Below are 22,640 nucleotides of genomic sequence, written 5' to 3' on the forward strand. Positions count from 1 at the left end.
CGCGGCTCCAGAGTTGCCTGCTCCACACGGTCCGGGCGCCTGAGAGGTTCCGGGGAGGAATTGCCCCTTCGGCGCAGGCCTGCGTCCACGACGCATCCTGACTCTCCCGTGTGGGATGAACAGCGGCTTCAGGGTAGCGCGTCAGCCCACGTTACGCGCAGCGCGCCGCGCGGCGAGCTCATCGCCGGCGATGGTCTCGGTGGGCTCCTCGTCCGAGGCGCTCTCGCTCGGCAGTTGGGCGAGCGTGCCCTCGATCTCGCGCCACACACCGCCGATGGCGATGCCGAAGACACCCTGGCCACCCTGCAGCAGGTCGATGACCTCGTCGTTGCTGGTGCACTCGTAGACCGACGCACCGTCGCTCATCAACGTGACTTGGGTGAGGTCGTCGGTGCCGCGCTCGCGCAGGTGACTGACGGCGGTACGGATGTTCTGCAGCGAGATGCCAGCATCGAGCAGTCGCTTGATGATCTTGAGGATCAGGATGTCGCGGAAGCTGTAGAGCCGCTGCGAGCCGGAGCCCTTGGCGCCCCGCACGCTCGGCTCGATCAGGCCCGTGCGGGCCCAGTAGTCGAGCTGGCGGTAAGTGATGCCGGCCGCGTTGCACGCGGTCGGACCGCGGTAGCCCAGGTCACTGGGCAAGGGCGAGACGTCGTCGGTGAACAGCAGACCCTGCTCCTCCGCGGCCGCGGTGGCGGCAGCCGTGTCCTGGCCGACCTTCTCAGGCTGCTGCTCGTTCACGGGTCCTCCACGGTGCGGGGCTTCACGGTGCTGATGGCGGCGCGTCTCACGGTTGTGATTCGACTCCTCACGGTACGGCCGAGCCGACAGGTGGGTCAAAGACATGACCGGGCGTGTCGCGGAAAACCCTCAGCCTCAACTTGAGGTTGAGCCCGGCTCCTCCTCGCCACCGAAGTCCTCCGGCGAGACATGGTCGAGGAACTCGCGGAAGGCCTCGACCTCGTCGTCCTCCTCGGCCGGAGCGTTGATGCCCGCCTCGGCCAGGACGTCCTCGGCGCAGAAGATCGGCGTCCCGGTCCGCAGGGCCAGCGCGATCGAGTCCGACGGACGTGCGCTGACCTCGACACCGGACGCGAAGACGAGCGTCGCGAAGAAGACGTTGTCCTTGACGTCGGTGATGCGCACGGCGCTCAACTCGTTGCCGGTGGCCTCGACGACATCGCGCAGCAGGTCGTGGGTCAGCGGCCGCGGCGGGACGACGCCCTGCTGGGCGAACGCGATCGCGGTCGCCTCCACGGCGCCGATCCAGATCGGCAGGTAGCGTCCCCCGGACGACTCCCGCAGCAGGACGATCGGCTGGTTCGAGGGCATCTCCACCCGGACACCCATCACGTCGACCTCGCGCATGCGATCAGCCTAGTCCGAGGGTCTAGAGCTTGCGCAGGCCCGCCTTGACCAGCGTCGCGTGCAACCGCACCGACAGTGCGGCGATCTCGCTGACCGTCTCGTCGGCCCTAGCACTCGCCCCGGCGTCACGACCCCTGCGGGGAGTGACCACCTGTTGAATCAGGCCGACCTCCCGGTCGGCCGCTGCCCGGTAGGCACGCAGGTGGCGGGGCTCGATGCCGTAGTCAGCCAGCTCGCGGGCGGTCTGGGCGATGACGAGGGCGTCGGTGTCGTAGTGGCCCGTGGCCGAGGCCGTGATGAGGCCGAAGCCCTCCAGCTCGCCCAGCAGGGTCTCGTCGATGCCGGCCACCTTGATCAGCTCCTTGCGCGAGAGCCGCAGCCGGTCGGTGCGGCGGAAGGACTCGGGCGCCGGCAGGCCGTCGGCGCCGATCGCCACGGTCGGCACGGTCGGCACGACCGGCTCCGGCGACGGCGGCTCCAGGCCACGGTCGATGGCGTCCAGGTGCTCGCGGATGACCTTGTGGGGCAGGTAGTGGTCACGCTGCATCCGCAGGATGTAGCGCAGCCGCTCGATGTCGGCGTCGGAGAACTTCCGGTAGCCCGACGGCGTCCGCTCGGGCTTGATCAGACCCTCCGACTCGAGGAACCGGATCTTCGGGATGCTGATGTCCTCGAAGTCGGTGCGCAGCCGCTCGAGGACCTGACCGATGTTGTAGCGGGAGTCCCCGGCGTCGCGGGCGACGACCGCGGCCACGATCAGTGGCTCTCGTGACCGGCGAAGAAGACCAGTCGATACTTCCCGACCTGGACCTCGTCGCTGTCCTTGAGAGCGGTCTTCTCGATGCGGTCGCGGTTGACGTAGGTGCCGTTGAGGCTGCCGGCGTCGGCCACGGTGAAGCCCTGGCCCTCGCGGCGGAACACCGCGTGGCGGCGCGACACGGTCACGTCGTCGAGGAAGATCCCGCTGTCGGGGTGGCGTCCGGCGGTGACCTCGTCGGCGTCGAGGAGGAAGCGGCTGCCCGCCCCCGGCCCCTTCTGGACCACCAGCAGCGCGTGACCGACCGGCAGTGCGTCGACGGCCGCGGCATCCACCGGGCTCAGCGCACGGTCGGACGTCTCGACGCCCGACGCGCTGCCGGCGCCGAACTGGATGGTCGCGGTCGCGTCACTGACGGCGGGCTGCTCGTCCGGCGCGACGAGGCGCGTGCCGCACTGCGAGCAGAAGCGTGCGTCGTCGGGGTTCTGCCGGCCACAGGCGGTGCAGAACGGCATCAGGCAACTCCTCGGGTCCGAAAACGGGCTCTGCTCGAACCTACCGGATCAACCACCGAGCTGGGCCTCATATCCGGCCGCGTCGAGCAACCCGTCGAGCTCCGTGCGCTCGGACGGCACGACCTCGAACAGCCAGCCGTCGCCGTAGGGGTCGTTGTTGACCAGCTCCGGCGTGGCGTCGAGCGCCTCGTTGACGGCCACGATCGCACCGGTGACAGGGGCATAGACGTCGCTGACCGACTTCGTGGACTCCAGCTCGCCGCACGACGTACCGGCGGTGACGACCGCGCCGACCTCGGGGAGCGAGACATAGACGATGTCGCCGAGGGCGTCCTGCGCATAGTCCGTGATCCCGACGCGCACCGAGCCCGCGCTCTCGCCGGGCTCGCGGAGCCACTCGTGCTCGACGGTGTAAAGCAGCTCAGCAGGGTTGGTCATGCCCGAAGGCTACTGCCCCTGGTCCGGGACGGCGTAGCGAGGCTCGTCGCGCTCGGAGACCGCCTCGATGTCGACCGTGTCGAGCTGACGGACGTCGACGGACCCGCCGTCGTCCTCGATCTGCTTGCGGGGACCGAGCGCGAAGTCGATGGACGAGGACAGCACGCCGGGCTCCCCGATCACGTCGATGACGTACGGCGCCTCGACGGGCTCCCCGTCGACGAGGAAGCCACCCTCGGTCTCCTCGAAGGAGGTCTGGGCGATGACGCGGACGGTGCCGTTGATCGCGATCGCCTCGGCGCCGACGGTCCGCAGCTCCTGGATCGTGTCGAGCAGCGTCTCGAGCTGGATCCGGCCGTCCTGCTCGGTGACGGTGAGGCGGATGCCCGGGCCGGTCACCGGCACCAGCCCGGCCACGATGGACAGGTTCTCCACCGTCGACTCGGCCTGCTCGAGAGCGGTCTGGCGTCGCGTCGTCTCGTCGCGGAGTCCGGCCTGGACCTCCTCCAGCCGGTCGATCTCGGCCTCGGTGCGCTGGCGGGTGCCGGACAACGCGCTGAAGAGGTCGATCAGGTCCTGCTCGCGCAGGCCGGAGTAGGTGTCGTCGGCGCCGGCGACCCGCACCTGGGTGACCGCGGCGAAGCCCAGCACCGCGAGCAGCAGCCCTGCCACGAGCTGCTTGCGCGAGGGACGCAGCAGTGCCGCCTTGAGCCGGTCGGTGGCGCTGGCGCTGGCGGCGTCCTGCTCAGGCATGGAACACGTGCCTGCGGATGGCGGCGGCATTGGTGAAGATCCGGATGCCGAGGACGACGATGACGCCGGTCGAGAGCTGTCCGCCGACCCCGAGCCGATCGCCGAGATAGACGATGCCGGCGGCGATCACGACGTTGCTGAGGAACGACACGACGAAGACCTTGTCGTCGAAGATGCCGTCGAGGTAGGCGCGCAGGGCGCCGAAGACAGCATCGAGCGCCGCCACGACCGCGATGGGCAGGTAGTACTCGAGCGAGGTCGGGACGTCTGGCTGGAAGACGAAGCCGAGCACCACGCCGATGACGAGTCCGAGAACGGCGATCACGGGGCCTCTCCCCTCTCCGGGTCACTGGTCAGGACGGTGGCCGACCTCAGGTTCAGCAGCGACGCTCGCGCGGCCGGCAGGCGCAGCTCGTCGTCATTGTCCATCTCGTAGTCGAATCCGTACTGGGAGGCGATCGCGTCGAACCGCAGGCCGCTGTCGGACTCGACGAAGTTCGCGGCGAGGGTGCGCTGGTCACCGATGGCGAGGATCGTGTACGGCGGAGCGACCCCCGTGCCGTTGACCTCGATCGCGTCGCCGGAGGTCCGGATGGCACTCAGCACGGTCAGTCGCTGGCCGTTGATGGCGATCGCCTCGGCGCCGGCGTTCCACAAGCCGTCGACCAGCAGCGCGAGGTCCGCGTCGCGGACGAGGCTGTCCTCGTCGGCGTAGGGAGGGTTGTCGACGGTGACGCGGACGCCGTCGCCGACGACCCGCTCGAATCCGGTCAGTGCGCGCAGCTCGGCGTTGCGCGCCTGCTGATCGGCGAGTCTGGTGCCGAGCGAGCGGACATTGCGGTCCGCCGTGGCATTGGACGTGCGCAGCTGCGCGGCGTCGTCCTCGAGCGCGCGTACCGTGGCGCGACGCCCCTCGATGCGCTCGATCAGGCCGGCCCTGCTCGCATCGTTGGCGTCGGCCTCCGCCGACGTCTGCACCGCGGCCACCGTCACGAGGGTGGCGAAGAGTGCCAGCACGAGCACGACCCCGATGCGGGAGCCCGCCGCCGGCTGCTCCTCCTCCGTCGCCGCGGCCTTCCGGGCGGCCGCGACCAGGTAGTCGCGATCGAGCGCCTCGGCGGTGATCAGGGACAGCAGTGGCGTGCGAGATCGGTCGAGGCCTCGCTCGGGTCCCGTGGAGCTCTCAGTCATCGCCTGTCGCCACCCGAGACCGCCGCTCGGTGGTCGCGAGCAGGCGGCGGACCTGCCAGGCATAGAGCACACCGGCCCACCAGTAGAGGCCGACGCCCCACAGGGCCAGGGACCAGCCGAACACCTGGGCGAGGGTCGCGCCGGTGCCGTCGCCATCCCCGAGGAAGAGCAGGGGGAACGCGTAGAGCAGGTTGAACGTGGCGGCCTTGCCGAGGAAGTGAACCGGAAGTGCGCTGTAGCCGCGCGTGCGCAGCAGCGGCACCAGGCCCCACAGCAGCAGGTCGCGCAGCGGCAGCGAGAGCGCCAGCCACCACGGGATGACGTCGCGCAGGGCCAGGCCAACTACGACGGCCAGGATGTAGAGCCGGTCGGCGACCGGGTCGAGGAGCCGCCCCAACTCGGAGGTCTGGTTGAGCTTGCGCGCCAGCCAGCCGTCGAGGAAGTCGGTCACGCCCGAGACCATCAGGACGACGATCGCCCAGAGGTCCGCCTCCGGGCCGAGCACGAGCCACAGGAACAGCGGGACGCCGAGGAGGCGGGAGAAGCTGACGACGTTGGGGATCGTGAGCACGCGGGTGGATGCCTCGTCCGCTCGCGTCTCCGGGTCACCCACGAGGGCCACCCTAGTGCTCACGAGGTGGCCGCCTGCTCATCGGAGTGCGCGGCGTCGCGGATCTCGCCGACCAGCTCCTCGATGACGTCCTCGAGGGCCGCCACCCCCAGAGTCGTGCCGTCCTCGGCGACGACCCGCGCCATGTGCGAGCCGCGGCGCTGGAGCACCTCGAGGGCATCGTGCAGGGCGGTGTCGACCGTGACCGTGGCGAACGGGCGGATCCATCGGTCGGCCACCGGGCGCTGCCGTCGCTCCTCGTCGGGCTCGAGCACGTCCTTGATGTGGAGGTAGCCGACGAGCTCCGGCACGGCGGCGTCCGGGTCGTCCACGACGGGGAAGCGGCTGAAGCCGGTGGCAGCGCACAGCGCCTCGACGTCGGCACCCGTCGCGCCCCGCGCGGCGGTCGCGAGCGTCCCGGGCGCCATCATCACCTCGGCGACGGTCTTCTCGGTGAAGCCGAGGGCTCCGGAGAGCCGGTCGTACTCGTCCTCAGCGAGCAGTCCCTCACCGTGCGACTCCTCGACGAGTGCGGCGACCTCCTCACGGGTGTAGGTGCTGCCGACCTCGTCCTTGGGCTCGATGTTGACCAGGCGCAGCAGGGTATTGGCGATCGCGTTGATGCCGCCGATGATCGGGCCGAGGACGAAGACGATCGCGTACATCGGCGGGCCGAGGACGAGCGCGGCCCGGTCGGGCCCGGCGATGGCGATGTTCTTGGGCACCATCTCCCCGAGGACGACGTGGAGGAAGACGACGATCGTCATCGCGATCACGAAGGCCACCGGGTGCAGCCAGTCGTCCGGCACCCCGAGGGCGTGGAAGCCCGGCTCGATCAGGTGGGCGAGCGCGGGCTCGCCGACGGCACCCAGGCCGAGCGAGCAGATGGTGATGCCCAGCTGCGCACCCGCCATCATCCGCGAGACGTTCTCCATCGCGGTCAGCGTGATCTTCGCGAGTCGCGAGCCCGCCTGGGCGCGGGGTTCGATCTGACTGCGACGGGCGGAGATCAGTGCGAACTCCGCACCGACGAAGAAGGCGTTGGCCGCCAGCAGGAAGACGGCGAGCAGCACGCCGGCATAGTCACCCATCGGTCGGCTCCTCCTCGACGCGCAGCGTCAACCGGTCGATCCGCAGCCCGTCCATGTGATCGACGCTGAGCAGGGCCCGACGATTGCGCACGCCGTCCTCGTCCTCCGCCGGAGGCAGCGGTACGACGGCCACCTCGCCGGGATGCGGGATGCGACCGAGGATCTGGAGCACCAGCCCGGCGACCGTGTCGTAGTCCTCGGACTCGGGCAGCGCGACCTCCGTCAGGTCCTCCACCTCGTCGGGGCGCAGCAGCCCGGACAGCGACCACGACCCGTCACGCCGGAGCCGACCGCGCTGGCCGAGACGGTCGTGCTCGTCGGCGATGTCACCGACGATCTCCTCGATCACATCCTCCAGGGTCACGATGCCGGCATGGTCGCCGTATTCGTCGAGGACGATGGCCATCTGGAAGCCGTCGGCCCGCAGGAGCGCGAGCAGCGGGTCGAGGCGCAGCGAGTCTGGCACCACGATCGGCTTCGCCATGAGGTGCTTGACCTTGGTCGTCAAGCGCTCGTGGAGCGGCAGCGCGACGGCGTTCTTGACGTGCACCGTGCCGACGACCGCATCGGTGTCGTCGAGGACCGGGAAGCGGGAGTTGCCGGTCTCACGGGCCAGGTCGATCACCGCGCTGGCCCGCTCGTTGACGTCGAGGGAGCGGGTCCGCACCCGCGGCGTCATGATCTCGCCGGCGGTCCGGGTGCCGAACTCGACGGACTTCTCCATCAGCTCGGCCGTGTCGGCATCGAGGGTCCCCTCGTCGGCCGAGCGCTGGATGAGCGAGGCCAGCTCGGTCGAGCTGCGGGCCGACCGGAGCTCCTCCTGGGGCTCGACGCCGAGGCGCCGGACGATCGCGTTGGCGCTGCCGTTGAGCACCCGGATCGGGCCACGGCAGGCAGCGGTGAAGGCGCGCATCGGCGCCTGCGTGACCCGGGCGGTCGCGAGCGGCAGGGCGATGGCGACGTTCTTGGGCACCAGCTCGCCGATGAGCATCGTCAAGAAGGTGCTGATCGTGAGGCCGAGCGCGACGGCGAGGGGGCTGACCACGTTGTCGGCCACGCCCGCGGACTCCAGGGGGTCGCGCAGCAGCTCGGCGATCGCGGGCTCGGCGAGGAAGCCGATCGCGAGGTTCGTGATCGTGATGCCGACCTGCGCCCCCGACAGCTGGGTGGACAGCGAGCGGAGGGCCTTCTGGAGTCCGATCGCCGAGGGGTCGCCGTCGGCAGCGGCGCGCTCGACCTGACCGCGGTCCACGGTCACGAAGGCGAACTCCGCTGCGACGAAGAGCCCACAGGCGAGGATCAAGAGGATGGCAAGTCCCAGCAGGAGCCAGGCGGTCATCAAGTTCCTTCACGAAGCGGGACGGGAGTCACCACCCTAACGGCCGAGTGCCGCCCGACGTTCCCGGCCGACCCGACGGAACCAGTCGAGCAACTCCGGAGCGTCGACGCTGCCCGGGTCGTAGGCCCCGCCCAGGTCCTGGTCGGCGAGGACCTTCTTGACCGGCACCTCCAGCTTCTTGCCGGTCCGGGTGTGCGGGATGCCGGGCGCTCGGAGCACCTCGTCGGGGACATGGCGTGGGGAGGCGTGGGTGCGGACCGCGTCCTTGATCCTCGCGATCAGCGCCTCGTCCAGGTCGATGTCGTCGTCGAGGACGACGAAGAGCGGCATCCAGTAGCCGCCGCCCTGCTCCTCCAGACCGATCACGAGAGCCTCGCGGATCTCCGGCAGGGCCTCCACGGGCTCATAGATGTCGCCGCTGCCCATCCGGATGCCGTTGCGGTTGAGCGTCGCGTCGGAGCGGCCGTGGATGGCGATCGAGCCACGGTCGGTGACGGTGATCCAGTCGCCGTGGCGCCAGATGCCGGGAAAGGTGTCGAAGTAGGCGTCGTGATAGCGCGCACCGTCGTCGTCGGCCCAGAACATGAGCGGCATCGACGGCATCGGGCGAGTGACGACGAGCTCGCCGACCTCGCCACGAACGGGCGATCCGTCAGGACCGAAGGCATCGAGCGCGACGCCCAGCAGGGGCCGCGACAGCTCCCCGGGCCACACGGGCAGGCCCGGGACGGGGCCGACGAAAGCGCTCACCACGTCGGTGCCGCCGCTGATGGAGCAGATCTGGACGTGCGGACCGAGGTCGTCCTGCAGCGCCTCGTGGCTGGAGGCCGGGAAGGTGGAGCCCGAGATGCCGACCCGGCGCAGCCGGGACAGGTCGTGCCCGGCCGGTCCGACGCCCGCCTTCTGACCGGCCGCCACGTAGCCCGGGCTCATGCCCGTCACCGTGACGCCGTGCCGCGCGGTCAGCGCCCACAGCCCGTCGACACCGGGATGCGCTGGACTGCCGTCATAGGTCACCACGCTGGCGCCGGTCAGCAGCCCACCGACGAGGAAGTTCCACATCATCCAGGAGGGCGTGGTGAACCAGAACAACCGCTCCCCCGGCCCCAGGTCGAAGTGGTAGGCCGCCACCTTGGCCTGCTCCAGCTGGGCGCCGCCGTGGCCGTGGACGATGCCCTTGGGCTTGCCGGTGGTGCCGCTGGAGAAGAGGACCCACAGCGGATGGTCGAAGGGCACCGGCACCGGCTCGAACGGGTGGGGGGCGCCGATGGCGTCCTCCCAGGCCGGGGTCCCGACGGTGAGCGTGGCGCGCAGGCTCGGCAAGGCGTCGCGGATCTCCGCGACCACGTCACGGCGGTCGTGCGTGCGCCCGCCATGGACGTAGGACTCGGCGTGCACCAGCACCACCGGGTCCAGCTGACCGAAGCGTGCCGTGGCCGCCGACGCCGCATAGTCCATGCCGCACACCGACCACACGGCGCCCAGGCTCGCCGTCGCGAGGAACGCCACGATCGCGTCCGGGGTGTTGGGCAGGTAGCCGACGACCCGGTCGCCGGCCCCGACGCCGAGCGCCCGCAGGGTGCCGGCCAGACCGGCGACGCGACGCTCGAGCTCCGCCCAGGTGAGCTCCACCGTCGCGTCCGGGTCCTCCGTGACCCCCACGACGGCCACCTCGCCGGTCGGCCGACCTGCTAGGACGGCCGCGGCGTAGTTGACCCGGGCCTCGGGGAACCAGACCGCTCCGGGCATCCGCTCCTCGGCCAGCGCCGGCCCCGGGAGGGACATGTCCAGGTGGTCGGCCACGGCCGACCAGAAGGAGTCGATCTCCTCGACGGACCAGGCCCACAGGGCGTCGTACTCCTCGAGGGAGGCGACGCCGAAGCGGCGTCCTGTGAGACCGCTGGCGTGCTCGGCGAAGGCGGCGATCCGGCTCGCGGGAGCGCCCGCTGGGCTGCTCATGCCTCCGCGACCTCCCGCTCGGTGTCCGCGGCATCCCGCTCGGCGTGCGCGGTCAGCTCGGCGTACTGCTCGGCGACGGTCCGCACGGTCCGGACGTCGAGGGAGGGCCCCTGCGAGACCCAGCCGATCCCCGGCTCGAGGCGGCGGATCGGGCGAGCCGGCACACCGCCGACGATGGCGTGGTCCTCGATCGTGCCGCGCACCACCGATCCGGCTGCGACCACGACATTGCAGCCGATGGTCGTGCCGGGCAGGATCATCGCTCCGTGGCCGATCCACGACCCGGCCCCGATGCGGACCGGCTGGTGGGCGCCGAACTGGCGGCCCACCGGCACGTCCGGGTCCTGGTAGCCGTGGCTGGCATCGGAGACGAAGACGTCCTGACCGAACCAGACGTCGTCGCCGATCTCGATCGACTCGTGCGCGGTGATGCAGACCCGCGCGCCCAGCACGCAGCGGTCACCAATCACCAGGCCCCGCTCCGGGAGCCGTTCCTGGGTCGGTCCGTAGCCGACGGACAGGGTCGCGTACTTCCCGATGAGCGTGCCCTCGCCAACGTGGATCGACGCGGCGTTGAAGATGACCGACAGCGGGAAGGCGAGGCAGCTCCCCCGGCCGAAGCTGCCGAAGTCGTCGGCGAGATCGGTGTCGGGACCCACGTCCCCGACGCGTTCGACCCACTGCCACGCGGCGTGGATGGAGCGGTTCAGGAAGCGGCGTACGGGGGTGCGGATGGCGGGCACCGGGCGAGGTTACCGAAACGCAACACAGGAGGGGGTCCTCGGTTCGTTCCCGAAAAGGTGGTGGCCCCGGGGTTCGCCGACGTCGCCGCCCTCTATGACGAGCTCGACGCGAAGGTCGTCGTCTACTGCAACAACTCGATGCTCAACTTCAACTCGCTGCTCGACGGCCGGATGCTGCACGTGCACATCAACCACGGGGAGAGCGACAAGCAGAGCATGGTCAGCAACAACGCCAAGGCCTACGACCGGGTCTTCGTCGCCGGCGAGGCCGCCGTGCAGCGCCACCGGACGGCACTCATGGAGCTGGACGAGTCGAAGCTGGTCCGCGTGGGCCGGCCCCAGCTGGACCTGCGACCGGAGCCGCTGCTGGCGCCCAGCGCGCGTCGTACGGTCCTCTATGCGCCGACCTGGGAGGGCGACGCCGACTACAACGACTACACCTCCGTCGACCTCTTCGGGCCCAGCATCGTCGAGTCCGTGCTCGCCGTCACCGACATGCGGCTGGTCTACAAGCCGCATCCGAAGGTGACCACCAGCCGCACCCCGGCGATCCGCGAGGCGCACCGGGCGATCCTGCGCCGGATCGGCCGCGCCGCGCGCCAGGAGCCGGACGCCGGCCACCGGGCCGTCGTGCTCGACGTGCCGATCAGCCGTTGCGCGGACGTCGTGGACGCCGACACCCTGCCGGACCTCACGGACCTGCTCTCCGACCGCCTGGACCACGACGAGCACCACATCGCCCGCGCGGCGATGCGACGTCACTACTTCGACGAGATCGCGGTCGGCGACAGCACCGCGCGGTTCACGGAGGCCGTCACCGGGCTGGTGGCACTGCGGGACACGCTGCAGGGCGCCGCTGTTGTCGGAGCTGCCTGAGACGCTGGGGCCATGCCCAACCACGCATCCGAGGCCCAGGGCCCTGACCAGGACCAGGCGGCCGTCTATGCCGCCGAGGACCAGCTGGGCGACTGGCTCGACCGCGCCAGCCGGACCCCGGGCACTCCCCTGCGGATCACGCTGGGCGGCTCGGTCCAGGAGTTCTCCCCCGAGACCGAGCCGCGCTTCACCGACCCCGCCGGGGTCCAGGCCTACGTCGACCGGGTCCTGACGCATCTCGCCGACCTCGGCGCGCAGTACGTCGACCGGGCCGGCGTCGACCGCGTCGGTGTGCCGCTCGTGGTCCGTCCCCGGCGCGGCCACCGGCAGGCCCACTACGAGCGTCACGAGCTGCCCGCACGCGGAGTGATCGCCATCCCGCCACGGGAGGTGGGCGGCGCCTGGTCGCTGCGCGGCGCGGTCGTGCTCCACGAGGTGGCGCACCACCTGGCCGGTGAGCTCGGCCACGGCCCGGGCTTCCGGACGACGTTCCTCCGCCTGCTCGAGGATCTCGGGCTGCCGGTCACGGCCGACCTGCTCCACGGCGCCTACCGGATCGAGGGTCTCGACGAGGGCCTCGCCGGCGAGGACCGCACCCTGGTGCGGATCGGCCGGCTGCTGCGCCAGGCGGAACGCACCGACAACACCGCCGAGCGCGAGGCGTTCTTCGCGAAGGCGCAGACCCTCGCCACGCACCACCAGATCGCGCTGGCGGTCGCGCGGGCCTCGGCCCAGGCCGAGGAGCGGCGCGCCGACCCGACCTACGAGACCGTGCCGATCGGTGAGTCCGGCAAGCGCTCGCTGGCCCGCTACGTCCGGCTGATGATCGAGATCGCGCGGGCCAACGACGTCCGCGTCGCGATCTACACCAGCAACACCAAGGTCAGCCTCTATGGCTTCGCCACGGATCTCGCGATCGTCAAGGCGCTCTATGCCTCACTGGTGACCCAGATGGTCGCCGACGGTGACGCGCACCTGCGCTCCGGAGCCCACCGCCACGACGTGCGCGAGGTGTGGAACGCGCGCCGGCGGCGCTGGGAGGTCCAACCGGTCCACGGCTCGACCGCCCGCGCCGCCTTCTACGAGGCGTGGGCCGACCACATCGGCCAGCGGCTCAGCAGCGCACGGCACGACGCGCGCCAGTCAGCGATCGAGGCCGACCGCGGCTCCACCGACGCCGAGGGCTCCACGTCGACCGAGATCGCCCTGCGGGCCCGGGAGATCGAGGTCGTCGACTACTTCCCGCGCATGCAGCGCGACCACGGGATCCGCGGCACCTGGAAGGGCACCGCGCAGGCCGGGCACGCCGCACCCGGCTCCCATGCTGCCGGCACCCGGGCCGCCGCGCGGGCCAGGCTCGGCACCGAGCAGGCGCTGCCGGGCTGAGGCTCCGCTCTCAGCCGGCGATGAGGCGGGCACGGCGGCGACGTCCCGCGAGACCCCGCGCCATCTCGCCACCGACAAAGCGGGCGGCCGCGGTGACCGCATGGAGTCCGGGATCGGGTTCCTTGCCGGCGCCGATCCGGGCGATCTGGGTCTCGTACCACTCCGACTCGCCGGCGAGACCGGCCACGGTGGGCAGGGTGTAGCGCGGGAGGGTCACGCCGTCCGCGCCCTCGAGGAGCTTGCGGGTGAGGTCGGGGTCGACCGCGAGCGGTCGACCCAGGCCGATCAGGTCCACGCCGCCGTCCGCCAGCAGCGACTCGATCGCCGCGCGGGTGCGGATGCCGCCGGTGAGCATCAGCGGCACGTGTCCTGCCGTCGTACGGACGCGACGGGCGAAGGCGGCGAAATAGGCCTCCTTGACGCTGCCGGCCGCAGCGTCGGCGAGCTCGGGGACCTCGCCGAACAGCGCGGGGCTCTCGTAGGTGCCACCGGAGATCTCGATGAGGTCGACCCCCTCGTCCACGAGCAGTCGGACCACCTGCTCGGCGTCGTCCTCGGTGAAACCGCCGTGGCGGAAGTCGGAGGAGTTGAGCTTGACCGAGACGGTGAAGCCCGAGCCGGTGGCGGCGCGGGCGGCGCGCACCGCCTCGAGCAGCGCGCGAGCCCGGGAGGACACGTCGCCACCCCACTGGTCCGTGCGCCGGTTCACGTGCGGCGAGAGGAACTGGGCCAGGAGGTAGCCGTGCGCGGCGTGCACCTGGACCCCGTCGAGCCCGGCTTCCTCGCACCGGGCGGAGGCCTCGCCGAACGCCACGACGATGGCCTCGATCTCGGCCGAGGTCAGCTCGCGGGGACGCCCGAAGAGCCCCATCATCGGGACCGCCCCCGCCTCAGCGCTGGGAGCGACCGGCCGTCCGGCGACGAAGCGGTTGGTCTGTCGACCGGGATGGTTGAGCTGGGCGATGACCTTCGCGGTGCCCGCCGCGTCCCGCAGCCGGCGCAGGCCCGCGACGTCGAGATGACGGTCGGCCACGATGTTGCGGCTGCGCTCGAGGAAGCGGCGGTCGACCATCAGGTTGCCCGTGATGAGCAGTCCGCCCGCTGCGCCGTCGGCCCACCGGCGATAGAGCCGCTCGTGCGCGGCGGTCGGCTGGTTGTCGGCATCCGCGAGGTTCTCGGTCATCGGGGCCTTGACGATCCGGTGCGGGACGGTCAGTCCGCTCGGCAGGGTGAGCGCTTCATCGATACGGGGCACGGAGCGCAGCCTAGATGCTCGACGGCCAACGCCAGTGGCCGTCACCCGGCCCTGACGACGTCGTTGTCGGGAGGTGAGCACCCCACGGACCGGCAAGAGCGCGCTGCTGCGTCCGCCCCGGGCCGATCTCAGCGGCCGCGACCCGGAGTTCATCCGTGCGATGCTGCCGCGGCTGTGGCTGGTGGCCAACCTGTGGTTCCGGGCCGAGGTGCGAGGCTTCGAGAAGGTGCCGGACGAGCCAGTCCTCTTCGTCGGCAACCACAGCGGCGGCGCCGGCACCCCGGACACGTTCGTCTTCCTGCTCGCCTACAACACCTACATGACCGTCGAAGGGCGCCCGCTGTTCTCGCTGGGCCACGAGATGGTCACCTCCCTGCCCCTCATCGGCGCGTTCGCCCGCAAGATGGGCGTGGTCACCGCCGACCAGGACGCCGCGGCCAACGTCTTCGCGCGCGACGCATCGGTGCTCGTCTATCCGGGCGGCGACGTCGAGGCGCTGCGTCCCTGGCGCGACCGGCACCGCATCGTCTTCGACGGACGCAAGGGGTTCCTCAAGCTCGCACACCGTGCCGGCGTCAAGATCGTGCCGGTCGTCGCCACCGGTGGCCACGACACCCTCTTCGTGCTCAACGACGGCCGGTCGACGGCGCGGCGCCTCGGCTTCGACCGCCTGCTGCGGATCAAGTCGGTGCCGATGACGCTCAGCATCCCGTGGGGGCTGCTCCCAGGTGGCCTCCCCCAGGTCCCGCTGCCGTCGAAGATCCGGATCCAGCTGCTCGACCCCATCGACCTCCGGGACCGCTTCGGGGACGAGCCGGACTGGGACGAGGCCTACGAGTTCGTCACCAGCGTCATGCAGAGCGGCCTGTCGACCCTGGCCGCGAAGACCGTGATCCCGGTGCTCGGGTGAGCGCGACCGCGCGCGCCCGGGTCCACGTCGACCTGCCGGCCGACGAGCTGCGGGCCTTCGTCCGCGATCCGCACGCGGCGCTGCCGGTGATCACCGGCTTCGGGGACTTCGTCCATCACCGCGACGCCCCCGCAGCGGGGCGACAGGAGTGGGACGTGATCTATCACGTCGGCGCCCTCCAGCTCGGTGGTCGCGTCGAGATCGACACCTCCCGCCACGACGGCATCGACTGGCGCAGCCTTCGCGGCACCCGGCACACCTTCTCCCTCACCGTGACCGAGGACCAGGGTCAGATCGAGGGCGAGGACGACGGCGAGAGCCAGGGCGGGAGTGTGCTGTCACTGGAGATGAGGCTGTCGCTCAGCGGCCTGCTCATGGCCCGGATCGCCGAGCGCACGGGCGCCGGCATCATGCGCCGTCATCTCGAGGCAGCCGCCGAGCAGCTGCGCCATCACGCCGAGTGGTGCCGGTAGGCGTCCCCGTCGGTCGTGAACTCCGCGCCACTGTAGCGACGCAGCACCCGCTCCACCTTGCCCACCAGCCGCCGGTCGGCGTACGACGACAGGACCGGGGTGCGCACCGCGACGGCATAGGGGACGACCTGGGTGGCGAGGAAGGCGAGCGTGCCGACGGCGCGCAGCTTGTCGACCGGCGTCACCGCCACCCCCATCGACTCGGCGCGTGCCTCGTCACCGTCGAGGTAGGACTTCACGAGGAAGAGCTTCGAGGTGCTGCGCTCGAAGCGGACCCGGAAGCTGTTGATCGGCGACTTCTCCTTCTCGATGTCGGCCGCGATCGTGGCGCGGACCAGCCGCCCGCAGGTGTCGTCGTCGAAGTCGCGACGCAGGGTCGCGTGGCGGGTCGCCATGATGTCGACGATCGCCTGCGGCTCGGTCGGCAGCAGGTCCTGCGGCAGACCGAGCAGGAAGCAGCGATAGCGGGCGAACTCGACGCGGGCCCGCTCGTCCGCGCTGAACTCGCTCCGGCCGCGACGCGTCGCCTGGAGGGCCAGGAAGAACGCGCCGGTGAAGCCGGCCGGCATCTGGTCGGACTGCGGGATCGGGACGCCGTAGACGCTGCTGTCCCACGACGTGCGCTTCATGATGTTGAAGCGGACCATCGAGTGCATGAGGCGCACCATCGCCGCTGACTTGAACGCGATGCCGTCGCGGTCGAGCGCGCCCGGCAGGACCGAGGAGAGGAAGAAGGCGGCCGTCTCGTTGGCGCGCTTGCCGGCGGTCGACTCGGACAGTCCGCCGGCGATGGCCATCGGCAGGGCGGCGTACTTGTTCATGAAGGTGCCGAGGAGCGCGCCGCGGATCACGTAGGGCAGGACGTGGGCTGCCAGGTTGCGTTCGAGGGCGGCGCCGCGGCGGACGAGATCGATGTCGATCCAGTCCGGCACCTGCTCCATGTCGGCCAGGAAGGCCGCCAGCTCGGGAGGCGCGCCCTCGACGCTCTCGACTCCGTGGTCGCAGGCCTCGACGAGCATGGTCACCAGGCGCTGGAAGCCGTAGTCGGGGATGAGGCTGGCGTAGGCGTCACCGACCCGGTCGCCGAGCATCGTGTAGGTCGCGATCAGGTCGACCAGCTCGCCGTCGGCCAGCAGCCGCGGCCGCTCGCCCTCCATGTCGGGACGCATCTGCGCCGGGACCGCCGGGTCGGTGGTGAATCGGTGCGGGAGGGCCTCGAAGTCGATCGACCCGTAGATCAGGGGGAGGTCGTCCTTCTGGGACGCGATGATCTGGCGGCGCTCCGGCTGCGTGACGGTCATGGGAGCAAATGTAAGCGATCGCACGCATTTGGTCCGCCAGACCGGATCGCGAGGAAAAACAAGACGGACCCACGTGCGTTCACGTGAGTCCGTCCTCGGTTGATGTCAACGACATCGATCGGTCGGGCTGACAGGATTTGAACCTGCGACCCCCTGACCCCCAGTCAGGTGCGCTACCAAGCTGCGCTACAGCCCGAACACCCCATCCGGGATCGCCGGCGGAGCGGTCGGAACACTACCGCAGGCACTCGGGCCGACCCGAATCGGCCTCCTCCCCGGGCGTGGTGCGGTAGGAATCGGACATGGACCGACGACTTCTTGCGGCGCTCGTGCTGCCGCTCGCCCTGACGGCATGCGGCGACGACTCCAGGTCGTCCGACGACCGCACCTCCGACGACGCGACCACCACCGGGCCTGCGGGGGCGCCCGAGGCCGCAGGGGACCTGACGGATCAGGACGCCGCGGCGATCGAGGAGACGATCCTCGACTTCCTGCTGACCGGCGAGTGCGACCTCGCCACCGACGACTACCTGCGCGACATCGCGCTCTTCGCTGACGACGACGCCACCCGGGACGAGGCGTGCGGCCAGTGGGAGGACGTCTTCAGCGAGCCCCTGTTCACGGCAGACGACGTGGTGCTCAGCGAGCTCAGCGGGGAGGACGGCGTCGCGACGATCCTGGTCGGATCGGACATCGCCCCGGACATCACCACGCTCTACCAGCTGACCCTCGTCGACGGCGCATGGCTGGTCAGCGGGGACGAGTACAACACCGACGGTCTCTGACACGCATCCAGTCTCAGCGGAAGTCCCGCGACGACTGCCGGGCCTCGAGGGGCTGGGCGGCTCCGTGGAGGACGGTGTCGAGGGAGACCACCCGGTCGGCCACCAGGTTGGTGACGCCGTCCTGACGCTCGACGGTCCCCCGGATCACCACGGCGACCTTGTTGCGGGCGGCCTGGCGGTGCACCCGCATCACGCCCTGGGAGCACACCACGTTGAGCATCCCGGTCTCGTCCTCGAGGTTGAGGAAGGTGATCCCGCCGGCCGTCCCGGGGCGCTGGCGATGGGTGATCAGCCCGGCGACGTGCACCCGCCGACCGGCTCGGGCGTTGGCGACGTCTCCCACCGCGAGGATCCCCGCCGCGAGCAGGGCCTCGCGGTAGTGCTCCATCGGGTGCAGGTCGGTCGAGATCCGCGTCGCCCACAGGTCGGCGAGCGTCACCTCCATCGGGCTCATCCCCGGCAGCGTGGGAGGTGCCGGCGCGGGGGTGCTGCCCTCCAGCTGCCCGTCGGACTCGGCGTGTCCCGCCATCCACAGCGCCTGACGCCGGTCGAGGCCGAAGCAGTCGAAGGCGCCGGCGGTGGCGAGCGCCTCGAGCTGGGTCGCGGTGAGACCTGCGCGGCGTGACAGGTCACGGATGTCGACGAAGGGCGACTCGTCGCGGATCGCGACGATGTGACGGGCGAGCTCGCCACCGATGCCCTTGACCTCGTCCAGCCCCAGCCGCACGGCCCACCCGTCGTCGTACCGGTGACGATCGGTGCGGGTCGCCTCGCAGGGCTCGAGGTCGGCGAGTGCACCGGAGCGCAGGAGGTCGGGCCGCAGCACGCGTACGCCGTGCCGGCGGGCGTCGGCGACCAGGGACTGCGGTGAGTAGAACCCCATCGGCTGGTTGCGCAGGAGTCCCGCCAGGAAGGCGGCCGGGTAGCGCAGCTTGAACCAGGAGGAGGCATAGACGAGCAGCGCGAAGGAGAGGGCGTGGGACTCGGCGAAGCCGAAGCCGGCGAAGGAGAGGATCTTGACGTAGATCGCGTCGGCCGCGTCGCCCGTGATGCCCTTGGCCCTCATCCCGTCATAGAGGGTGTCCTTGACCTTCTCGATCCGTTCGATGCCGCGCTTGGAGCCCATGGCGCGACGCAGGAGGTCGGCGTCGTCGGCCGAGCAGTTGCCGAGCGCGACGGCCATCTGCATGAGCTGCTCCTGGAAGAGCGGGACCCCGAGGGTCCGGCCGAGGATGGGCACGAGGGAGGGATGGTCGTAGGTCACCGGCTCCTTGCCCGTGGCCCGGCGGATGTAGGGGTGCACGGCACCGCCCTGGATCGGACCTGGCCGGATCAGGGCGATCTCGATGGCCAGGTCGTAGAAGCAGCGGGGCTTGAGTCGCGGCAGGGTGCCGATCTGGGCGCGCGACTCGACCTGGAAGACACCGATCGAGTCGGCGCGGCAGAGCATGTCGTAGACCTCCGACTCCTCCCGCGGGAGGGACTCGAGGGTCCAGCTCCGTCCGGTGTGCTCCTCGACCAGTCGCATCATGTGGTCCAGCGCCCCGAGCATCCCGAGGCCGAGCAGGTCGAACTTCACCAGCCCCATCGACTCGCAGCCGTCCTTGTCCCACTGCAGGACGGTCCGGTCGGGCATCCGCGCCTTCTCGATCGGGCAGACCTCGCCGATCGGCCGCTCGGTGAGCACCATCCCGCCGGAGTGGATCCCCAGGTGGCGCGGTGCGCCCATCAGCTCCTCGGCGAGGGCGACGACCTGGTCGGGGATGCCCAGGCCCTTCTCGACCTCGCTCCCCCACCCGTCGATGGACTTCGACCACGCGTCCTGCTGGCCGGCGGAGAACCCGAGCGCCTTCGCCGCGTCGCGCACCGCCATCCGCGGCCGATAGCTGATCACGTTGCACACCTGCGCGGCGTTGCGACGGCCGTAGGTGTCATAGACCCACTGGATGACCTCCTCGCGGCGGTCGGAGTCGAAGTCCACGTCGATGTCGGGCTCCTCCTCCCGGTGCTCGGAGATGAACCGCTCGAACGGCAGGTTGAAGTAGACCGCGTCGACGGCGGTGATCCCCAGCGCGTAGCAGACCGCGCTGCTCGCTGCCGATCCCCGGCCCTGACACAGGATCTTCCTGCTGCGGGCGAAGGCGACGATGTCGTGGACGATGACGAAGTAGCCGGCGAAGTCCTTGCGGGTGATGACGTCCAGCTCACGCTCGACCCGCTCCCGGGCCTGGGTCGCGAGCTCGGTGCCGGCGTAGCGTCGGGCGAAGCCGGCCTCGGTGAGGTTGCGCAGGTGCTCGGCCGGAGTGAGCCCCTCGGGGATGCCCAGCTTGGGCAGTTTGGGCGACGCCTTGCGCAGGTCGAAGGCGAGCTCCTCGGCGAGACGAGTCGTCCGTCGTACGGCGTCGGGACGGCGGGCGAACCGCTGCAGCATCTCCTCGCCGCTGCGCAGGTGGGCACCGCCGGAGAGGTCGAGCCAGCCGTCGAGGTCGGCGATGCTGCGCCGGGCGCGGATCGCCGCCATCGCCGCCGCGAGACGGCGCTGGTCGGGCGTCGCCTGGTGGACGTTGCCAGTCGCGATGACCGGGAGCCCCCGCTCGTCGGCGATCCGGGCGAGCAGGTCGTTGGCCTCGCTGCCACCCGGCTGGTCGGTGGCGATCAGCTCCACGACGACGTGCTCCGGCCCGAACCGGGCAGTCAGCTCGTCCAGCGCTGCCGCGGCAGCGCGCGGACCGCCCGTGGCCAGCGCCTGACGGACGCTTCCCTTGCGACAACCGGTCAGCACCATCCAGTGCCCCCGCCCGGTCTCGGCCAGATCGTCGAGGTCGTGGGCGGGGCTGCCCTTCTCCGGAGCCCGCAGACCGGCCTCCGTGATGGCGGCGGACAGCCGGTGATAGCCCTCCACGCCGCGGGCGAGCACGAGCAGGTGACTGCCCTCGGGGTCGGGGATGCCGTTCTGTGAGCGGAGTACGTCGAGGGTCAGCTCGGCTCCATAGACGGTGCGTTGCCCGTGGTCGCTCGCCGCCTCGGCGAACAGCGGTGCGCCGGCGAAGCCGTCGTGGTCGGTGAGCGCGAGGGCACCGAGCCCCAGCCGGACGGACTCCTCGACCAGGTCGCGGGGCGAGCTGGCGCCGTCGAGGAAGCTGAAGTGGCTGTGGCAGTGCAGCTCGGCGTAGGGCACCGCCTCCTCGGGCCGACGGATCTCCTCGGGCTCCACCCGCGGCTGCTTGCGCCGCGACACGGGCGCCTCGAGCGACGGGGCGCGTCCGGACAGGCGCCGCTCGAGCTCACGCCACGGGACCGGCGGGTTGTTCCAGCCCATCAGTCGTAGGCCGCTTCGACGATCCAGCCACCCGCCGACAGCCAACGCACCAGCCAGGCGCGGCCGTCGACGCCGACGAGCTGGAAGCGCGCCGAGCGACCGCCTCCCGATGCGTCGCCCAGCCACCACGACTCGTCGACCGGCCAGGGCCCCGCCCAGGCAGCGACGGGCACCCAGTGCCGGCCGATCCGGTAGCGCGCGGGCTCGGCACTGACCGCGCCTCGCACCGAGACGTCGACCGGCGCATCGCTCAGATCGACCACGTCGGCCGAGAGCGCCTCGGCGAAGACCCGCGTCGGTGCGGGGCCGGGGATCCGTCCCGGCCAGGGGCGGTCGAGCGGGCGGAGGCCGGCGGGCCGCTCCCCCCACGGCACCAGCGCCTGCCGGTCGGCGGCACTGCGGCCGCCCTGGCGGACGGGGACGCGCACGGCGTCGTAGCCGACCATGGCCTGGACCCGCGCCACCCCCCGCACGACCTGCTCCTCGGCCCCGCCGCCCCAGAGCCCGTCGGCGTGGTCGCCGGCCGGCTCGACGATCTCGGGGAGGAAGCGCACCAGCTCGATGGGAGCCGTGATCACCGCGCCCTGGAGCTGCCAGTGCACCCGGTCGACGAGGTCGCGGGAAGTGAAGCAGCGCGGGTGCACCCACCGCCGGGCCGACAGTCCACCGTCGAACTCCGCCTCGATCCGCACCGCGGTCGCCACCAGCTGCCGGGCGGCGAGACCGGCGACGAACTCCTCGGCGGTGCGGCGAACGCTGAAGGTCACGGCCTCGGCCGAGTCGAGGGGCGGCTCGAAGGGCACCGACCGCGCCAGCTCCGGCGGCGGCGTCCGCGAAGCCAGCCGGGTCTGGGACGCCCCGTGCACCCGACGCCACACGTCACTGCCGTAGGAGCCGAACCTGTTGGCGACCTCGCCCGCTCCCAGCGCGGCGAAGTCACCCAGCCGGATCAGTCCCAGCCGACGCAGCAGGTCGGACAGCGCCGCGCCCTCCGGACCGTCGTCGGCCAGTGCCATCACGGGCAGGTCGCGCAGGAAGACCGCCGAGCCGGCGGCCGGGACGCTCACGCACTCCTGTGGTCCGGCCTGGCGCGCCGCCCGCTCCGCGGTGAAGAGATCATCGGCCACGCCGAAGCGGCAGTCCCACACGCCGGCGTCGACGAGAAGCTCGGACAGCAGCGCGGCCGCGGCCTCCTCCCCGCTCAGCGCGCCGCGGGAGAAGAAGCGTCCCGGCGCGGGGACCGCCAGGAGGCCGGGGCGCAGGGGGGCCACGCCCGGCCTGACGTCCTCGACCGCGGCCAGCACCGGCTCGAACCAGCGGGCGTCCCGCTCGGGGCTGTCCGTCAGCAGCACGACCTCGGGGCAACGTGCCTGGGCGTCGCGACGACGTTGCCCCCGGCGGACGCCCTCGGCCCGGGCGGCGGCGTTGCAGACGGTCACCCGGTTCGCCGAGAGTACGGCGGCAGGAGCCTCCGCGGCGACCTCGACCTCGGTCTCGGCGAGCTCGAGCAGGCCGGCCCGCACCGACCAGTCCGGGCACCAGAGCACCATCGTTCTCGTCATCGTTCTCGT

General features: G+C 71.3%; 22 protein-coding genes, 1 tRNA gene and 1 riboswitch. Of the genes, 5 read left to right on the forward strand and 18 right to left on the reverse strand.

What is annotated here, in order from left to right:
* Nucleotides 1-17: 17 nt before the first annotated feature.
* Nucleotides 18-119: riboswitch (glycine riboswitch) on the reverse strand.
* Nucleotides 120-141: 22 nt separating this feature from the next.
* The 13 genes from E9934_RS15985 to E9934_RS20500 form a co-directional block, all read right to left on the reverse strand.
* Nucleotides 142-741 (reverse strand): MerR family transcriptional regulator, encoded by a 600-nt coding sequence (locus tag E9934_RS15985; protein WP_275106642.1) that lies wholly within the window; start codon nucleotides 739-741, stop codon nucleotides 142-144.
* A gap of 135 nt (nucleotides 742-876) precedes the next feature.
* Complete coding sequence (locus tag E9934_RS15990) at nucleotides 877-1,368, reverse strand: bifunctional nuclease family protein (RefSeq protein WP_136563897.1); 492 nt, start codon at nucleotides 1,366-1,368, stop codon at nucleotides 877-879.
* A 22-nt stretch (nucleotides 1,369-1,390) separates the two neighbouring features.
* Nucleotides 1,391-2,122, reverse strand: coding sequence for a transcriptional regulator FtsR (ftsR, locus tag E9934_RS15995; protein ID WP_136563898.1), 732 nt, complete (start codon nucleotides 2,120-2,122; stop codon nucleotides 1,391-1,393).
* Nucleotides 2,123-2,124: 2 nt separating this feature from the next.
* Nucleotides 2,125-2,640, reverse strand: a complete 516-nt coding sequence (locus E9934_RS16000) for an FHA domain-containing protein (protein WP_136563899.1) — start codon at nucleotides 2,638-2,640, stop codon at nucleotides 2,125-2,127.
* 48 nt (nucleotides 2,641-2,688) lie between these two features.
* Nucleotides 2,689-3,078 (reverse strand): glycine cleavage system protein GcvH, encoded by a 390-nt coding sequence (gene gcvH, locus E9934_RS16005; RefSeq protein WP_136563900.1) that lies wholly within the window; start codon nucleotides 3,076-3,078, stop codon nucleotides 2,689-2,691.
* 9 nt (nucleotides 3,079-3,087) lie between these two features.
* Nucleotides 3,088-3,831 (reverse strand): DUF881 domain-containing protein, encoded by a 744-nt coding sequence (locus E9934_RS16010; RefSeq protein WP_136563901.1) that lies wholly within the window; start codon nucleotides 3,829-3,831, stop codon nucleotides 3,088-3,090.
* Nucleotides 3,824-4,156: a small basic family protein gene (locus E9934_RS16015; protein ID WP_136563902.1), complete on the reverse strand. Its 333-nt coding sequence runs from the start codon at nucleotides 4,154-4,156 to the stop codon at nucleotides 3,824-3,826. Before E9934_RS16015 ends, E9934_RS16010 begins: the two co-directional genes overlap by 8 nt.
* Nucleotides 4,153-5,022 carry a DUF881 domain-containing protein gene (locus tag E9934_RS16020; RefSeq protein ID WP_136563903.1) on the reverse strand — a complete coding sequence of 290 codons (870 nt, stop codon included), beginning with the start codon at nucleotides 5,020-5,022 and terminating at the stop codon, nucleotides 4,153-4,155. Before E9934_RS16020 ends, E9934_RS16015 begins: the two co-directional genes overlap by 4 nt.
* Nucleotides 5,015-5,635 (reverse strand): cardiolipin synthase ClsA, encoded by a 621-nt coding sequence (gene clsA / locus E9934_RS16025; RefSeq protein WP_136563904.1) that lies wholly within the window; start codon nucleotides 5,633-5,635, stop codon nucleotides 5,015-5,017. Before clsA ends, E9934_RS16020 begins: the two co-directional genes overlap by 8 nt.
* Before the next feature lie 17 nt (nucleotides 5,636-5,652).
* Complete coding sequence (locus E9934_RS16030) at nucleotides 5,653-6,723, reverse strand: hemolysin family protein (RefSeq protein WP_136563905.1); 1,071 nt, start codon at nucleotides 6,721-6,723, stop codon at nucleotides 5,653-5,655.
* Nucleotides 6,716-8,062, reverse strand: coding sequence for a hemolysin family protein (locus tag E9934_RS16035; RefSeq protein ID WP_136563906.1), 1,347 nt, complete (start codon nucleotides 8,060-8,062; stop codon nucleotides 6,716-6,718). Before E9934_RS16035 ends, E9934_RS16030 begins: the two co-directional genes overlap by 8 nt.
* A 36-nt stretch (nucleotides 8,063-8,098) precedes the next feature.
* Nucleotides 8,099-10,021, reverse strand: a complete 1,923-nt coding sequence (locus E9934_RS16040) for an acetoacetate--CoA ligase (protein ID WP_136563907.1) — start codon at nucleotides 10,019-10,021, stop codon at nucleotides 8,099-8,101.
* Nucleotides 10,018-10,764, reverse strand: a complete 747-nt coding sequence (locus E9934_RS20500; RefSeq protein WP_275106643.1) for an acyltransferase — start codon at nucleotides 10,762-10,764, stop codon at nucleotides 10,018-10,020. The genes E9934_RS16040 and E9934_RS20500 overlap by 4 nt, the downstream gene beginning before the upstream one ends.
* Nucleotides 10,765-10,821: 57 nt before the next feature.
* On the opposite strand from E9934_RS20500, the gene E9934_RS16050 reads away from it, so the two are divergent.
* Together E9934_RS16050 and E9934_RS16055 are read left to right on the forward strand one after the other, a co-directional pair.
* On the forward strand, nucleotides 10,822-11,640 hold the full coding sequence (locus E9934_RS16050; protein ID WP_158295031.1) for a hypothetical protein: 819 nt from the start codon (nucleotides 10,822-10,824) through the stop codon (nucleotides 11,638-11,640).
* 12 nt (nucleotides 11,641-11,652) lie between these two features.
* Nucleotides 11,653-13,026, forward strand: coding sequence for a TIGR04338 family metallohydrolase (locus E9934_RS16055; protein WP_136563909.1), 1,374 nt, complete (start codon nucleotides 11,653-11,655; stop codon nucleotides 13,024-13,026).
* 10 nt (nucleotides 13,027-13,036) lie between these two features.
* Here the strand turns inward: E9934_RS16055 and E9934_RS16060 are convergent, their stop codons facing one another.
* Nucleotides 13,037-14,281, reverse strand: coding sequence for an oxidoreductase (locus E9934_RS16060; protein WP_158295032.1), 1,245 nt, complete (start codon nucleotides 14,279-14,281; stop codon nucleotides 13,037-13,039).
* A gap of 73 nt (nucleotides 14,282-14,354) precedes the next feature.
* On the opposite strand from E9934_RS16060, the gene E9934_RS16065 reads away from it, so the two are divergent.
* Together E9934_RS16065 and E9934_RS16070 are read left to right on the forward strand one after the other, a co-directional pair.
* The gene (locus E9934_RS16065; protein ID WP_136563911.1) at nucleotides 14,355-15,191 is read left to right on the forward strand and encodes a lysophospholipid acyltransferase family protein; all 837 of its coding nucleotides are present in this window, start codon (nucleotides 14,355-14,357) and stop codon (nucleotides 15,189-15,191) included.
* Entirely contained in the window at nucleotides 15,188-15,664 is a 477-nt protein-coding gene (locus tag E9934_RS16070; protein ID WP_136563912.1) for a hypothetical protein, read from the forward strand. The genes E9934_RS16065 and E9934_RS16070 overlap by 4 nt, the downstream gene beginning before the upstream one ends.
* Here E9934_RS16070 and E9934_RS16075 read toward each other — a convergent pair.
* Both E9934_RS16075 and E9934_RS16080 read right to left on the reverse strand, forming a co-directional pair.
* Nucleotides 15,643-16,965: an oxygenase MpaB family protein gene (locus E9934_RS16075; protein WP_136563913.1), complete on the reverse strand. Its 1,323-nt coding sequence runs from the start codon at nucleotides 16,963-16,965 to the stop codon at nucleotides 15,643-15,645. The two genes, E9934_RS16070 and E9934_RS16075, sit on opposite strands and share 22 nt — an antisense overlap.
* 122 nt (nucleotides 16,966-17,087) lie before the next feature.
* Nucleotides 17,088-17,161, reverse strand: a tRNA-Pro gene (locus tag E9934_RS16080).
* Nucleotides 17,162-17,267: 106 nt separating this feature from the next.
* Here E9934_RS16080 and E9934_RS16085 point away from each other — a divergent pair.
* Complete coding sequence (locus E9934_RS16085) at nucleotides 17,268-17,750, forward strand: hypothetical protein (protein ID WP_136563914.1); 483 nt, start codon at nucleotides 17,268-17,270, stop codon at nucleotides 17,748-17,750.
* 13 nt (nucleotides 17,751-17,763) lie between these two features.
* Here E9934_RS16085 and E9934_RS16090 read toward each other — a convergent pair whose 3' ends face one another.
* Together E9934_RS16090 and E9934_RS16095 are read right to left on the reverse strand one after the other, a co-directional pair.
* A complete protein-coding gene (locus tag E9934_RS16090; protein ID WP_136563915.1) occupies nucleotides 17,764-21,069 on the reverse strand; it encodes an error-prone DNA polymerase in 3,306 nt (1,101 codons plus the stop codon).
* Complete coding sequence (locus E9934_RS16095) at nucleotides 21,069-22,631, reverse strand: DNA polymerase Y family protein (protein WP_136563916.1); 1,563 nt, start codon at nucleotides 22,629-22,631, stop codon at nucleotides 21,069-21,071. Before E9934_RS16095 ends, E9934_RS16090 begins: the two co-directional genes overlap by 1 nt.
* Nucleotides 22,632-22,640: the final 9 nt, after the last annotated feature.

Origin of the sequence: Nocardioides caeni (assembly GCF_004912195.1) — a bacterium.
In the GTDB taxonomy this organism is placed as follows: domain Bacteria; phylum Actinomycetota; class Actinomycetes; order Propionibacteriales; family Nocardioidaceae; genus Nocardioides; species Nocardioides caeni.